Origin of the sequence: Saccharopolyspora sp. NPDC002686, from assembly GCF_040295745.1 — a bacterium.
Taxonomy (GTDB): domain Bacteria; phylum Actinomycetota; class Actinomycetes; order Mycobacteriales; family Pseudonocardiaceae; genus Saccharopolyspora; species Saccharopolyspora oryzae.
This window is the reverse complement of record NZ_JBEOVY010000188.1, coordinates 1-14,732: the sequence shown is the minus strand read 5'-3', so window position 1 is coordinate 14,732 and position 14,732 is coordinate 1. Positions and strand designations below refer to the sequence as shown.

Sequence of the window (14,732 nt, the reverse complement as noted above, 5' to 3'; positions counted from 1 at the left end):
GAAGACCTGATCAACACCTGAAACCCATTACGCCGCGACCGAGGTTGTAGAGCACCAGCGTGATCCCGGCCCACGGCAGCACCAGCAGGAGCATCCGCATGACGCCGACGACGGCCGCTGCCGCATCACCCGTCCGGATGGCGTTGCCCACGCTGTGCCAGTGCGTTCCCAGCGCTTCCCACACCACGGGCAGCACGCTCGGCGCGAGCAGCAGGAATCCGATGATCCAGTAGGCCAGGCAGGGGATCACCAGCACCACCCAGGCCGTGATCACCCACCGGGCCCACGGTTTCAGCTCCCGGACGCGGGGGTGCGGCGGACGCCCCGGCAGCATGCTGCGCAGGACCGGGCCCATCCGGTCGAACAGGTCCGGGACGCCGACCAGATCGCTGAGGATGTAGTAGCCGTCCAGCCGGATCGACGGCACGAACTGCCAGACCGTCGACACCTGCCAGGCCACCAGCGCGACCAGCAACCAGGGCAGGCCGGTCTGGGTGAAGACGACGATCAGCACCAGCATGGCCAGCACGTTGAAGTAGACGCCGCCCAGATCGGTGCGCAACCGGCCGCCCCGGCTCAGCCGGTAGGAATCGGTGACGGTGCTGTACATCGCGGGCCACACCAGGTAGATGCCGACGCCCATCGCGCCCGGCCGCGCGCCGCCGTAGCGGCACGCCGCGACGTGCCCGCACTCGTGGAAGATCCCGGCGACGATGAGCACGCCGAGCACCAGCAGGACCTGCTCGGGCTGGTCGATCAGCTCCCGCGCACCCGCCAGCAGCTGGGCGACACCGCCCTGGAGCGCCAGCCAGGTCTCGGCGGCGATGAAGGCGATCAGCGCGAGGACCACGATCGGTGGCCAGAACAGGGGTTGGAAGATCCGCGCGATCACCGCGACGACGTGCTCGGGCACCAGCGCGACCCGGAACTTCAACGCCAGCAACCGATCCCGGCCCTTGGGCAGCGGAGCGGACTCGTCCGGTGCGGAATCGCTCGCCACGATTCCCGCGCGGCGCAACCGGTTCTCGACGAGGTAGGACACCTGCTCGGCGGTGATCTCGCGGCCCCAGCCGGTGCTGAGCTCAGCCGCGAGCTGCGCGTAGCTGCGCTGGCCATCGAGTCCTCCCGCCACGAGGTAGAGCAGGTGGGAGAGCTGGAGGATCTGGCCGTCGACGCGGCGGACCAGGTAGGGCGGCTCGCGGTGGCCGGAGCCCTGGTACTGGCCGATCAGTTCGGTGCCCGCGACGAGGGCCGGCACGGTGAGCAGTTCGGCCGCGGGTTCGCCGGTTTGCCCCTCAGCGGCCATCACGACTCCTCGGAGTGCTGGGTGGTCGGTGGGCGCACTGGATTCAGCGCGCCCACCGACCCGTGGTGCACCGTCACGTGCCCGGTGCACCACCGACGTCAGCTCGGGTTGCCACCGCCGTTGCCGCCGGTGCCGTTGCCACCGATGCCGTCGCCGCCGATGCCGTCGCCACCGTCGCCACCGTTACCGCCATCGCCGCCGGAGCCGCCGTCACCGCCGTTGCCGCCGTTGCCGCCGCCTTGACCGCCACCGGTGCCGCCACCGGTGCCGCCGTCACCACCGGTGATGTCCCCTGTGGACGTGATGTCGTTGTTCCCGTAGGCATCGATGTGGTCGTGCGGGTGGTCGAGGACGACGACGTCCGTACCGTTCCACGGAAGCCAGAAGGTCGACATGACCGTGCGCGCCGGGAGGAACTCCACGCGCTGGGCCTCCAGTTCGGCGTCGTTCAGCGGTCCAGAGGTTCGTGGCATCAGGTGCTCCTTCGCAAACTCAGTGAATCCACCGGAAGAACCGGAACGAGGCCACCCCCTCAAGGATCGCGCCCCAGTGGCACGTTCCCGGCGCACGGAGCAGAACGTAGAAGCACCGGGCCGAGGATGCACCTCGAATCACCCGCTAGGATTGCGCCTCTCGTGGGACCGCCGTGCGCGTTGAGTCGGGGATGGCTCGTTCGCGGAGTCGTGCGAGACCACCGCCAGGTGGCCGTTTTCCGTTGCGGGACCAGGTGTTCAGGGGTTCTGCCGACCGGCCCCGGGTGTCGCGGCGAGGTGGCCGCCGGGGCCGCCGTTGCCGCCCGTGCCGCCGGTGTCGGCGATGCTGTTGAGACCGCGGAGCCCGGGGATGCCGGGGGTGATCCCGTCGCCACCGGTACCGCCGTCGCCGCCGTCGCCGCCCGTGCCGCTGATGGTGTTCACCGTGGCCCGAGCGCCGTCCTGGGACATGATGTTGCCGATGTTGGCCGCACCGCCCGCTCCACCGGTTCCGCCCTTGCCACCGCTGCCCTCGACCTCGTTCTCGGAGGTCGCGGCTTCGCGGGCGCTCATCTCGTAGGCGCCTCCGCCGTCGCCGCCGCGACCGCCGCGACCGCCCTTGCCGCCCTGGACGGTGATGTCGTCGACGCCGGTGCTGACGATGGTGCCGGTCCGGCCGTTGCCCGCGCCGCCGCTGCCGTTGGCCTTCGTGCTGCCACCGCCGCCGTTGCCGCCGTCGCCGCCCTTGCCGCCGCGGGCGTCCGCGGGGTTGGCGCTGCCCGGGCCGCCGTCGCCGCCGACCCCGCCGTTGCCGCCCTTGCCGCCGGTGATGGTGATCGTGTCGTTGCCGGTGCCGCCGTTGATCACGCCGGTCTCCGTCACGCCGGCGCCACCGGTTCCGCCGTGACCGCCGGTTCCGGCGCTGCCGCCGGCTCGCGCGGAAGTGCCGTCGACCCCGGCCGTTCCGCCGGTGGTGCCGCCGTCCGCGCCGCCGTTCTCGCCGTCGCGGGCGTCGCCGCTGCGGCCGCCGCCGCCGAGGTGACCGTTGCCGCCCTTGCCCCCGTCGCCGCCGGCGCGGCCGGTCACGACGATGAGGTCGTCGCCGGCACCGGCGTTGATGGTGCCCGCCACGGCGCCGTTGAGGTAGAACCGGTCGTTGCCGTCGGTGCCTTCGACGACGGTTCCCTCCGGGACGCCGCGGTCGCAGACGATGTCCATTCCCGAGCCGTTGGAGGTCCGGGTGCAGGACGGCGGCGCGGCTTGAGCCGACGGGATCGCTGCGAGGCTGAAGGTCACCGCGAGCACCGCGGCGCTCGGCAGCGGTGCCCAGCGCCAGCTCCCGGCGTCGGCCCGCGACGTTGGGTCGCAGTTCGCGGTGGGGGTTTCGGCCCACGTGGTCCGATGTGGACGATTGCGCATCGGCACTGCTCCTTACCGAAGGTGGTTACGGCTAGGCCAAACAGCGCGGAAGTCTAGGCCGAATGGAGGTGTGGTGGTGGGTGCCAGGAGGGTGATGTTGGGGGAAAGATCTGCGATCACCCACCTGGGTGGCGGCTGTTCTGCGGCCGGGGTGGCGAGACTTCCCGGAATTCCGGATCATTTCGTCCGCCGGTGTTGGGCAATGGTTGTGGAAATGGCGTTCTAATGAATTTGAGGTAGTGCGTCCAGATTTTTTCGAATAGGTCGTCCTGGCGTGCCATGGCATCGTTGAACAGGGATTTTCCATTGATCTGAGCATTATGTTGATTTCGGACTGCGCTGGCCCTTTCCGGCACTTACCCTGCGTCCTGATGCCAACGAAAACTGGGGCGTTGGATAGGAGATCTGGGGGATTGTTGTGACCTTGTTCCGGCATCGATCTCCGCCAAGCATTCCGAGCCCGCGCGACAAGAGGAGGACCAGGTGTTCGATGAGACTGGACCGTTGAGCTTCGAAGAACTGGACGAGCAGCGCCTCGAGTTCCTGCCCGCACGCACGGTCATGTCGACCTTCCCGCTGCACAGCGGCGGCGGGGACAACTTCGTGATCAACGGTGGCGACGGCGGTCAGGGCGGCGGAACCGGTGGCGGTCAGGGCGGCGGTGACGGCGGCTCCGGCGGCGACGGCAACGGCGGTGGCTCCGGCGGCCCCGGTGGCCTGGGTGGCTTCGGCTTCGGCGGCTTCGGCATCGGTGGCCCCGGAGTCGGTGGCAACGGCGGGCCCAGCATTCCCTGGTGACCTGACCTGAACGTGGCGCGGTGGGCGGAACGCGCTGCGGTGTTCGCCCCATCGCAGCGCGAAGCGGCTTCCGCTCGACCGGGCCACGCGGACCGCTCGGGCATGCCCCGCCCGAGCGGTCCGCTCCGTCGTGCACTGTGGACGGTGCTCGATCCCCGCCGAGGGTCCAGTTGTGTTGTGCGTTCATCCAACGGGGTGAACGGGCGTTGGAGCTTCGGCCGATTCCGCGCCGCGAGGTCGTGCCTCAGTCTTTGCTGATCAGTGGCACGCGGCAGGGGAGGGGCGAGCCGATGGGCGACACGCCGGCGGTCAAGCGGGTGGAGACCAACGGTGTCGAGCAGATCCCCGACGCCGAGCGCACGGCGCGACCGCTCGACCTGTTCCGGCTGAGCTTCGGCGGCGCGAACACCTTCTCCACCGCGGTGCTCGGCGCGTTCCCGATCCTGTTCGGGCTGTCGTTCTGGCAGGGCCTGGCCGCCACGGTGCTGGGGTTGGTGGCCGGTGCGCTCGTGCTGTGCCCGATGGCGGTGTTCGGCACGGCGAACGGCACCAACAACGCGGTTTCGTCGTCGGCGCACCTCGGCGTGCACGGGCGGGTCGTCGGGTCGTTCCTGTCCCTGCTCACGGCGATCACCTTCTTCGCGATCTCGGTGTGGAGCTCCGGGGACGCGCTGGTCGGCACCGCGAGCCGCGTGCTGGCCGTTCCGGAGACGCCCGCGTCCTTCGCCGTCGCGTACGCGATCTTCGCCGTGCTGGTCCTGGTCGTGTGCATCTACGGGTTCCGGATCATGCTCTGGGTGAACAAGGTCGCCGTGGTGGCCGCGACCGCGTTGTTCGTGCTCGGCGCGGTCGCCTTCGGCGGCGGTTTCGACCCGTCCTACCCCGGAACCCTGCTGACCTCGGAGGGGCCGGTGTTCTGGGCGTCGTTCATCGGATCGGCGCTGATCGTGCTGGCCAACCCGATGTCCTTCGGCGCGTTCCTGGGGGACTGGTCGCGCTACATCCCGTCGAGCACCCCGCGCGGTCGCGTGGTGGGGGCGGCGCTGCTCGCGCAGCTGGCGACCATCGTCCCGTTCGGGTTCGGGCTGGTGACGGCCACGGTGATCGCCGTGACCGCGCCGGGGTACCTGGCCGCTGAAGCGCCGAACTACGTCGGTGGTCTGCTCGCGGTGTCGCCGGGCTGGTACTTCGGGCCGCTGTGCCTGATCGCGCTCATCGGCGGGCTGTCGACCGGCACCACCGCGCTGTACGGCACGGGACTGGACTTCTCCAGCGTGTTCCCGAGGTTCTCGCGGGTCCAGGCCACGGTGTTCGTGGGCGTGGGGTCGATCGCGCTGATCTTCGTCGGCCGCTTCGGCTTCAACCTGGTGCAGAGCATCTCCACCTTCGCGGTGCTGATCGTGACCTGCACCGGACCGTGGATGATCGTGATGATCCTCGGCTACCTGACCCGCCGGGGTTGGTACGACCCGGACGCGCTGCAGGTGTTCAACCGGCGGCAGCGGGGTGGGCGCTACTGGTTCGACCGCGGCTGGAACTGGCGGGGCATGATCGCGTGGCTGGTGTCGGCGGGCATCGCGCTGGCGTTCGTGAACATCCCCGGCCAGCTGGTCGGACCGCTCGGCGAGCTGGCCGGTGGGGTGGACATCAGCCTGCCGCTGTCCCTGGTCCTCGCGGCGATCGGCTACTTCGGCCTGCTCTGGGCCTTCCCGGAACCCCGCGGCGTGTTCGGTCCGGAGGGCCCGCGCTGGGTGCCCTGCGCGGACACCCCGGTCCCGTCGATCGTCGCCGACCCCGAACCGGCCGCGGCTACCGCCCGCTGACCGACCCGGTCCGGTCGTGGGGCCGCAGTTTCAATTGAAACTGCGGTTCGCCCGCGGGGTGGGGGTCAGGCGCCTCGGGCTTCGGCGACCTGGTGCAGGAGGCGGTCGAAGACCTGTTTGATGAGGTCCGGGTCGGGGCTCGGCAGGCCGGACAGGGCGCTCAAGTAGAGGCCGTCGCCGACCATGCGCACGATCTCGGCCAGCACCGGGTCGCCGATGTAGTCGGTCAGCAGTTCCGACCAGCGGCCGAACACCCGGGCCAGCACCTCGGTGCCCGCTTCGTTCAGGCCTTCGGCGCTGCGCAGCGCGGCGATGACCGACCAGTAGAGGGCCATCTCCTCGTCGCTGCCGGGCAGCGAGGTCTCCAGGAAGTACCGGACGACGTCGACGCCGTCCCTGGTCGCCTGCTCGAACTCGACTTCGGCTTCCTCGCTGAGCCGCAGTGTGAGGCCCTGCAGCATGGCCTGCTTGGAGCGGAAGTGGTAGAGCAGGCCGCCCTTGGACACGCCTGCTTCGGCGGCGACCGATTCGAGGGTCACCGCCGCGGTCCCCTTGCGGATCAAGATCCGCTGCAGCGCGTCGAGGATGCGGTCGCGGGTGTCGGAAGCTGCCACGGTTTGAACTATACCGGCTGGACGGTTACTATACCGTCTGGACGGATTCTGTACCGACTGGACGGTGCAAATTGACCAAGGCCGTGTAAAGATGACCAACCTGAAATCGCCTCGTACTTCCCGCGGGCAGTGGACCGCGCTCGCCGCGCTGCTGCTCCCTGTCCTGCTGATCTCCGTCGACAACACGGTGCTGAGCTTCGCCGTGCCGCACATCAGCGAGGAGCTGCGCCCGACCGGCGGTCAGCTGCTGTGGATCGTCGACATCTACTCGCTGATGCTCGCCGGGCTGCTGGTCACGATGGGCACCCTCGGCGACCGGATCGGGCGCCGCCGCCTGCTGCTGATCGGCGCGACCGGGTTCGGCCTGGCCTCGGCGCTGGCGGCGTTCGCGCCCAACGCCGAACTGCTCATCGCCGCTCGGGCGCTGCTGGGCGTGGCCGGCGCGACGCTGATGCCGTCGACGCTGTCGCTGATCCGCAACATCTTCACCGACCCGCGCGCCCGGACCACCGCGATCGCCGCCTGGACGGCGACCTTCGCCGGTGGTGCCGCGTTCGGTCCGCTGCTGGGCGGGCTGCTGCTGGAGCACTTCTGGTGGGGATCGGTGTTCCTGATCAACCTGCCGGTGATGGTGCTGCTGCTGGTCGTCGGCCCGCTGGTGATCCCGGAATCGCGCAACCCGCAGCCGGGTCGCTACGACCTGCCCAGCGCGGGGCTCTCGCTGCTGGCCATGCTGGCGCTGGTCTTCGGCGTCAAGGAGTTCGCCGGTGGCGGGTCGCTGGCGCTGCCCGCCGCGGCGGTCGCGCTGGTCGCCGGGTACGTGTTCGTGCGCAGGCAGCGCCGGCTGGAGCACCCGATGCTGGACCTGGGCCTGTTCGCCAAGCCGCGCTTCAGCGTCGCGGTGGCCAGCAACCTGCTGGCGGTGTTCGTGATGGTCGGCGGGCTGTTCTTCATGACCCAGTACCTGCAGCTGGTCCTGGGCATGACTCCGCTGCGCGCGGGTCTGGCGCTGCTGCCGGGCATCGCGCTGTCGGTGGTCGGCTCGCTGGTGGCGGTCCGGCTGATCCGCCGGGTCCGCTTGGCCGAGCTGCTGGGCGCGGCGATGTTCGCGACGGCGATGGGCTACCTGCTGATGGTGCTGCTCCCGCCGCAGGGCGGTGCGTGGCTGGTCGTGGTGGCGTTCATGGTGGTCGGCATCGGTGCGGGCATCACCGAAACGGCGACCAACGACGCGATCATGAACACGGTGGCCCCGGAGAACGCCGGTGCGGCATCGGCGATCTCGGAAACCGGCTACGAACTGGGTGCGGCGCTGGGGACCGCGGTGCTCGGCAGCGTCGTGACGGCGGCCTACCGGGGGCGCGTCGACGTGACCGGCATGCCGGAATCCATTGTGGACGCCGCGCGCGACACACTGGGCGGCGCGCTGTCGGTGGCGGGTGATCTGCCGGTGGAGCAGGCGGCGGCCCTCCGCGACTCGGCAGCGCACGCCTTCACCTACGGCGTGCACGTGACGAGCGTGGTCGGCGCGGTGGTGCTCGCCTTCGCGGCCTTCCAGGCCTGGTGGGTCCTCTCCCGCCGATGACCTGAGCGGGGTGGCGGTTTCGCGTGAAATCGCCACCCCTGCCGGGAATTTCCGAACCTGCTCCGGCTGCCGTCCGCGAGCCGCGGGAGATCGGGTTGCGCCGCAGGTCAGGCGGGTTCGGAGCCGGGGATTGACAGGTGATCTGCGACACCGCATTCTTGGTATACCGTATTCCATTAGTCGCAGCTCGCCGGATCGGTCGGCACACCGTCCGCCCCGCCTCCGAGCCACTGGTGGCGCCAGACCAACAGCCAGCGCACCGCCTGCCTGCTGGTCCCCCTGATGGAGTGTGACATGCCCGAACCCGCTCACCCGCACCTCGCCGCGCTCGATCCCGAGGGGCGCCTGTACAACGAAGATCTCGCTCCAGCGACCGAGCGCCGGTGGAACTCGTACAACTACTTCGCCGTGTGGATGTCGGCGATCCACAACATCGGCACCTACACGTTCGTCGCCGGGATGTTCGCCCTGGGCCTCACCGCGTGGCAGGTCCTGATCTCCATCACCATCGGCATCGCGGTGCTCTACTCCGGACTCCTCCTGGCCGGGCGGATGGGGGTCGAGACCGGGATCCCGTTCCCGGTGATGGCCAGGATCAGCTTCGGCGTCTGGGGTGCCAACCTGCCGGCCCTGATCCGCGCCGTCATCGCGATCGCGTGGTACGGCATCCAGACCTACTTGGCGTCGCTGGCCGTGGTCGTGCTGCTGCTCCGGATCGATCCGGGCTTGAGCGCCTGGCAGGACCGGTCCTTCCTGGGGCTGTCCCTGCTCGGGTGGGCGTGCTTCCTGCTGCTCTGGGTCCTGCAGCTGTTCGTCGTGACCAGGGGCATGGAGGCCGTGCGGCGCTTCCAGGACTGGGCCGGCCCCTTGATCTGGGTCGTCATGCTCGGGATGGCGGTGTGGTTGTTCGCCCAAGCCGACTGGAACCTGCCGATGAACCTGTCGGTGCAGCCGGTCGAGGGCAACACCACCCTGGTCGTGCTCGGCGGAGCGTTCCTGCTCGTCGCCACGTACGCGACGATGACGCTGAACTACTGCGACTTCACGCGGTTCGGCAAGAGCCGGGGTTCGGTTCGGTGGGGCACCTTCTGGGGAATTCCGGTCAACTTCATCGCCTTCTCCGCGGTGAGCATCGCCACCACGGTGGGTGCGGTGACCGTCTTCGGCACCACGATCACCGACCCCGCGCTGATCATCGCGAGGGTGCCCAACACCGCCGTCCTCGTGATCGGCGCTGTCATGTTCATCATCGCGACGATCGGCGTGAACGTCGTCCTCAACTTCGTCTCGCCGGCGTACGACCTCGCGAACATCTGGCCCAAGCACATCACCTTCAAGCGCGGTGGCCTGATCAGCGCGGTGCTCGCGCTGCTCGTGATGCCGTGGAAGCTCTACTCCAGCCCGATCGTGGTGAACTACTTCCTCGGCGGGCTCGGTGCCCTGCTGGGGCCGCTGTTCGGCATCATGGCGGTGGACTACTTCCTGATCCGCCGCGGACGGGTGCTGATCGACTCCTTGTACAAGGTCGACGAGTCCGGCGAGTACCACTACGTGCGCGGCGTCAACCGCACGGCCATCGCGGTGCTCGTGCCGACTGCGGTCATCGCGGCCGTGATCGCGCTGGTCCCGGCTTTCTCGGCCGTCGCGGCCTTTTCGTGGCCCATCGGTGTGGTCCTCTCGGGGCTCGCGTACTTCGCCGCGATGCGTCGATCGCCTGCCGCCGAGGGCTCCGGGGATTCGCACGACGTGTCTTCGGTCCAAGCGGTGGACGGTTCCACCGCTGAACCCGATCGCCGGCGTTGACACTCCATTGTGGATGTAGTGCGCGCTCGTGGTGGTCTTCCGCCGCTTTCTCGAAACACCGGTTGCTCGTGAGGTGAGGCCGTGGTTGTCTCACTAGTGCACCAGTCGTCGCACTAGTGAGGTCGCCGATGCTCCTTCGAAGCGTTCGTCCCGCCCTGCGGTCCCCGATGGCCGCGTCGCCCTCGAATGCTTCGGAGTTCGTGCATGCCAACGCAGATCACCGCGCTCGCGGTCAGCAAGTCCTTCCACGGCAGGCCCGTCCTCGACGCGGTGACCTGCTCGCTCGCCGCGGGTGAGCGCACCGGGATCATCGGCGAGAACGGGTCCGGGAAGTCCACCCTGCTGCGCCTGTTCGCCGGACGCGAGCGGCCCGACGGGGGAGAGGTCCTCGTCCGCGCCGAGGGCGGTGTCGGGTACCTCGCGCAGGACGAGCGGCTGCCACCGCAGCTGACCGTCCAGCACGTCATCGACCGGTCCTTGGGCGAATTGCGCGCCATCGAGCAGCGGATGCGCGGGCTGGAAGCCGCGATTGCCGGGGGCGACGAAGCCGGGTTGGCCGAGTACGGCGAGCTGACGACCACCTTCGAACTCCGGGGCGGCTACGACGCCGACGCCCGGGTGGAGCGGGCGCTGCACGGTCTGGGTCTCGGGTTGGTGGATCGCGACCGCGCCGTCGGCGGCTTGTCCGGTGGCGAACAGGTCCGGTTGCGCCTGGCCGCCGTGCTGGCAGCCGGGCCCGAGGTGTTGCTGCTGGACGAGCCGACCAACCACCTGGACGACGGCGCCCTGGACTGGTTGGAACAGCACCTGCGAGCCCGGCGCGGCACCACGGTGGCGGTGTCGCACGACCGGGCCTTCCTCGAACGGGTCGCGACGAGTCTGCTCGAGGTCGATGCGGACCGGCATCGCGTCGTCCGGTACGGCAACGGTTACGCGGGATTCCGCGCGGAGAAGGCGGCTGCGCGGGAGCGGTGGGTCCAGGCCCGTGCGCAGTGGGAGGCCGAAACCGACCGGCTCCGGGAGGTCGCGGCGACCAGCGCGCGCAACGTCGCTCCGGGGCGGGCCATGCAGGACAACAACAAGATGGCCTACGACCGGGCGGGCGGTCGGGTGCAGCGGTCGCTGGCCAGCCGCGTCCGCAACGCCGAGGAACGGCTTCGCCGCCTCCTCGCGGATCCGGTGCCGGTGCCACCGGAACGGCTGAGCTTCACCGCCGCACCGCAGGCCGGCGACGTGCGCGGAGCTGTTCTCGACGCCACCGACATCGCCGTCGCGGGCCGCCTCGCGCGGACCAGCGTCACGCTTGCCGCGGGGGAGCGGCTGCTGATCACTGGTCGGAACGGCGCGGGCAAGACCACCTTGCTGCGCGTGCTGGCCGGGGACCTCGCTCCGGATCGCGGCACCGTCACCCGCAGCGGCAGGATCGGTTACCTCGCCCAGGAACCGGACTCCGCTGTGCCCGGCGAGACGCTGCTGGCGGCTTTCGCCCGCGGACGCCCCGGAGAAGCTGCCGAGCACGCCGAACGGCTGCTGTCCCTGGGGCTTTTCGCCAGTGCGCAGTTCACGACGCGCGTGGAGAACCTGTCCAGCGGTCAGCGGCAGCGGCTCGCGCTGGCTCGGCTGGTCAGCGAGCCGGCGGACGTGCTGCTGCTCGACGAGCCCACCAACCACCTGTCGCCCGACCTCGTCGAGGAGCTGGAAACCGCCTTGGCCGACTACCGGGGAGCGCTCGTGATCGTCAGCCACGATCGTCAGCTGCGGCGCCGTTGGCGAGGCGCTCGACGTGCTATGCAGTAATTATTATTAACAAGAATGATTGCTCGCTGTATATAGTTCACCTCTCGTCTAGCATGTGTGCATGGGCAAGAAGCAGGAGCCGCACCGGCTGCCGAGCGGAGTCGGATTCTTGTTGGCGCAGCTGGGAACGCATGCGGCCGCCACCTTCGCCTCGAGCATCGAGGACTTGGAGCTCACGCCGCCGCAGGCCGGGCTGCTCTGGATGCTCGCCAGGAAGCCGGGGCGCAGCCAACGCGAACTCGCCGACGACCTGGGCATGCCGCCGAGCCGGTTCGTGCCGTTCGCCGACAAGCTGGAGGAGCGCGGGCTGATCGAACGCCGCCGCAACCCGGACGATCGCCGCCTGCACGCGCTCCACCTGACCGAGCAGGGCTCGGAAGTGCTGGGGAAGTTGGGCGCCGCCGCTCGCCGCAGCGAGGACGTGCTGTGCCGGGCGCTCGCGGATGACGAGCGCGAACAGCTCGCCGCGCTGCTCGTCCGGATCGCCAGCGACCAGGGCCTCTCGCCCGGCGTCCACCCGGGGTACAAGTCCGTCCGAACCTGACGATCCGCCGTTGAACGACGGGCCGCGCACTCCTGAACGTGCCGGTCTCGAATGATGACGCCTTGACAATCGTTCCGCTTTGTAATCATTATAGGCTGTACATGGAAGCTGGAGGAGATGCCATGACAGCCAACCCGGACGCACAGCGCACCGAGCGCTCCGCGCGTCGCCCTCAGAGCGGCCCACCACTGCTGGCACCGGTGCTGGCCTTCGCCGTGCTGACCATCGCCTACGTGGTGGTCAACAGGTCCACGCCGCACCCCGACGCGTCGGGAGCGGAAGTCCTCGACTACGTCCAGGGACGCAGCGGCACCATCCAGCTCGGTGCGTTCCTGCTCTTCGCTTCCGGGGTGCCGCTGGCGCTGACCGCCGCGGTGCTCTACCGGCGGCTGCGGGCGCTGGGCATCACCGCGCCCGGTTCGGCGATCACCCTCGTAGGCGGGGTGCTGGCCGCCAACGCCCTGGTGCTCAGCGCGATGTTCAGCTGGAGCAGCAGCCGACTGGCGGCGGACACCGGCCCGGCGCTGGCCCGGGCCTTGGCCGATCTCTCGTTCCTCGCCGGTGGTCCGGCCTACTCCGTGATGTTCGCGCTGCTCATGGCGGGAGTTTCGGTGCCGGGTCTGCTGGCCGGGCTGCTGCCGCGCGCCGTGAGCTGGGCCGGACTCGTGCTCGCCGCAGCCGGGGCGCTCTCCTCGCTCGCCCTGGTCGTCGACGGCTTCGCCTACTTGCTGCCGGTCGTCCGCTTCGGCGGACTCATCTGGCTGGTCGTCGCCGCCGCGACGTTGCCGCTCACCCGCCGGTCCCGCCACCAGTGATCCGGCGGCGACCAGCAGGAGGGAGAGGGCATGTCGGGCAACGATCGAGGGCGCAGCACCACGTCGACGGCGGCGAGGATGGCGCGCTCGCTCGCCGACGCGGTCCTGCGCCGGACCTGGATCGAGCGCGCTTGCTACCTGCTCGCCGCGGTCTTGATCTGCAGCGGCCTGTTCCACCTCGGCGTCCTGCTCGTGACCGGCGGTTCCTGGAGCGGACCGGTGTCGTGGCGCAAGCCGGCCACCTTCGGACTGTCCTTCGGGCTGACGCTGGCCACGGTGACCTGGGTGCTTTCGTTCGCGTCGGGTCGCTCCCGCGTCCGGGCGGTGCTGCTGGCCGTGTTCGCAGGCGCCTGCGCTGCGGAGGTCGGCATGATCACCGTGCAGGCGTGGCGTGGCATGCCCTCGCACTTCGGGGTCACCGGAGCTGGCGCGGGGTTGCTCTCCGCGGGAGCCGCCGGTGGCGGGGTGGCCCTCGTCGCCACGCTCGCCACGGCGACCGTCCTGGTGTGGCGCCCGGATCCCGGCATCCCGCCCAGCATGCGGTTGGCGCTGCGGGTCGGCTTCGCCTCCCTGATGGTCGCGCTCGCCCTCGGGGTGTACATGCTCGCCCGCGGCATGGTCCTCTCCCGCGTCGGCGGTGACGTCGACGGCGCTTTCGCCTTCACCGCGGGTATCAAGCCCGGGCACGCCGCCACCATGCACGGCGTGCTCGTCCTGCCGTTCCTGGCCTGGATGCTGTCGTTCGCCGAGTGCCCCGAACGATCCCGCCTCGCCCTCGTCCGGCTGGCCAGCTCCGGGTACGTGCTCTTCGCCGGCATCGTGGTCGTGGAGGTGCTCGCCGGGATCCGACCGCTGCCCGTGAGCGCAGCTCCGGTCGTGGCAACGGTTTTCGCGCTGGCGGGTACGGCGCTGCTGATCATCGCGTTCGGTCTCGCGCTACGAGCACTCCACCGGCCGAACTGCGCCGAATAGGTTTCACAGGACGTGGGCGAGGGCTTTCTCGAGGGTGGTGGGGCCGGTGATCTCCTTGCCCGCTCCGGGTTCGACGCCGAGCTTGCCCGCGTTGAAGCTGTCGTACATGTCGGTGAGCAGGCGGGCTGCGTCGGCGCTGCAACCCGAGATGCCGGTCATCTGGTCGTGCCATTCGTCGCGCGGTACCTCGACCGCCTGGACGGGTCTGTCCAGAAGGGACGAAAGCGCTCCGGCGACGTCGACGGGGGAGTACTCGTGCGGGGCGGCGACGAACCTGGTCCGCGGGGAATCCGCCGGGTCGGCGAGGGCGTCCGCGATCGCCTCGCCGACGTCGACCGCCGAGACCATGCGGTGTTTTTGCTCGAGCGGGACGAGGAAGCTGGGGAGGACGCCGTGCTCGCGGGCGGGTTCGACCCCGTAGCGGAAGTTCTCCATGAACAGCGGGCAGCGCACGACCGTGGTCGGCAACCCGGTTCCGCGCAGCGCCGTCTCGAACGCCCGCGTGGTGAGGATCAGCCCGGTGCCCTCCGGGATCTCCGAGCCTTCCGCGGACAACGCGACGACGTGCGGTGGCCCGGCGATCTCCAAGGCGCGGACGATCTTGTCGATCTGCTGGTCGTAGGTGGCCAGGACGTCCGGGGAGTCGTAGTACGTCGGCAGCATGACGAACGCGCTGTCCACCCCGGTCCAGGCGGCGACCAGCGTGTCGACGTCGTCGATGTCCGCGACCGCCAGCTCGCAGCCCAGCTCCTCGAGCCCGCGACCTCGGCCGGCATCGCGGAC

Annotated in this window: 13 protein-coding genes; 8 read left to right on the top strand and 5 right to left on the bottom strand. The window is 69.9% G+C overall.

Annotation, left to right across the window (positions count from 1 at the left end):
- Window positions 1-10: 10 nt before the first annotated feature.
- The 3 genes from ABTZ89_RS23270 to ABTZ89_RS23260 form a co-directional block, all read right to left on the bottom strand.
- The gene (locus tag ABTZ89_RS23270; RefSeq protein WP_351048162.1) at window positions 11-1,306 is read right to left on the bottom strand and encodes a hypothetical protein; all 1,296 of its coding nucleotides are present in this window, start codon (window positions 1,304-1,306) and stop codon (window positions 11-13) included.
- 98 nt (window positions 1,307-1,404) lie between these two features.
- The gene (locus ABTZ89_RS23265) at window positions 1,405-1,779 is read right to left on the bottom strand and encodes a hypothetical protein (RefSeq protein ID WP_351048160.1); all 375 of its coding nucleotides are present in this window, start codon (window positions 1,777-1,779) and stop codon (window positions 1,405-1,407) included.
- A 258-nt stretch (window positions 1,780-2,037) separates the two neighbouring features.
- Window positions 2,038-3,198, bottom strand: a complete 1,161-nt coding sequence (locus ABTZ89_RS23260; RefSeq protein ID WP_351048157.1) for a hypothetical protein — start codon at window positions 3,196-3,198, stop codon at window positions 2,038-2,040.
- Window positions 3,199-3,681: 483 nt separating this feature from the next.
- Here ABTZ89_RS23260 and ABTZ89_RS23255 point away from each other — a divergent pair, with 483 nt between their 5' ends.
- Window positions 3,682-3,996 carry a hypothetical protein gene (locus ABTZ89_RS23255; protein WP_270949694.1) on the top strand — a complete coding sequence of 105 codons (315 nt, stop codon included), beginning with the start codon at window positions 3,682-3,684 and terminating at the stop codon, window positions 3,994-3,996.
- Window positions 3,997-4,286: 290 nt separating this feature from the next.
- Window positions 4,287-5,819 (top strand): purine-cytosine permease family protein, encoded by a 1,533-nt coding sequence (locus tag ABTZ89_RS23250; protein ID WP_351048154.1) that lies wholly within the window; start codon window positions 4,287-4,289, stop codon window positions 5,817-5,819.
- A 65-nt stretch (window positions 5,820-5,884) separates the two neighbouring features.
- Here the strand turns inward: ABTZ89_RS23250 and ABTZ89_RS23245 are convergent, their stop codons facing one another.
- On the bottom strand, window positions 5,885-6,433 hold the full coding sequence (locus ABTZ89_RS23245; RefSeq protein WP_270949696.1) for a TetR/AcrR family transcriptional regulator: 549 nt from the start codon (window positions 6,431-6,433) through the stop codon (window positions 5,885-5,887).
- Window positions 6,434-6,524: 91 nt separating this feature from the next.
- On the opposite strand from ABTZ89_RS23245, the gene ABTZ89_RS23240 reads away from it, so the two are divergent.
- From ABTZ89_RS23240 to ABTZ89_RS23215, 6 genes are all read left to right on the top strand, one after another.
- Window positions 6,525-8,018 (top strand): MFS transporter, encoded by a 1,494-nt coding sequence (locus ABTZ89_RS23240; protein WP_351048150.1) that lies wholly within the window; start codon window positions 6,525-6,527, stop codon window positions 8,016-8,018.
- 294 nt (window positions 8,019-8,312) lie between these two features.
- Window positions 8,313-9,821, top strand: coding sequence for an NCS1 family nucleobase:cation symporter-1 (locus ABTZ89_RS23235; RefSeq protein WP_351048148.1), 1,509 nt, complete (start codon window positions 8,313-8,315; stop codon window positions 9,819-9,821).
- A gap of 204 nt (window positions 9,822-10,025) precedes the next feature.
- Entirely contained in the window at window positions 10,026-11,618 is a 1,593-nt protein-coding gene (gene abc-f, locus ABTZ89_RS23230) for a ribosomal protection-like ABC-F family protein (RefSeq protein ID WP_351048145.1), read from the top strand.
- A gap of 61 nt (window positions 11,619-11,679) precedes the next feature.
- Entirely contained in the window at window positions 11,680-12,162 is a 483-nt protein-coding gene (locus tag ABTZ89_RS23225; RefSeq protein ID WP_351048143.1) for a MarR family winged helix-turn-helix transcriptional regulator, read from the top strand.
- Between the two features lie 122 nt (window positions 12,163-12,284).
- Entirely contained in the window at window positions 12,285-12,977 is a 693-nt protein-coding gene (locus ABTZ89_RS23220; protein ID WP_351048140.1) for a DUF4386 domain-containing protein, read from the top strand.
- Between the two features lie 30 nt (window positions 12,978-13,007).
- Window positions 13,008-13,949, top strand: a complete 942-nt coding sequence (locus ABTZ89_RS23215) for a hypothetical protein (RefSeq protein WP_351048138.1) — start codon at window positions 13,008-13,010, stop codon at window positions 13,947-13,949.
- 3 nt (window positions 13,950-13,952) lie between these two features.
- On the opposite strand, the gene ABTZ89_RS23210 is transcribed toward ABTZ89_RS23215, so the two are convergent.
- Window positions 13,953-14,732: NmrA family NAD(P)-binding protein (locus tag ABTZ89_RS23210; protein WP_351048135.1), on the bottom strand; the 780-nt coding region annotated here is incomplete at its 5' end.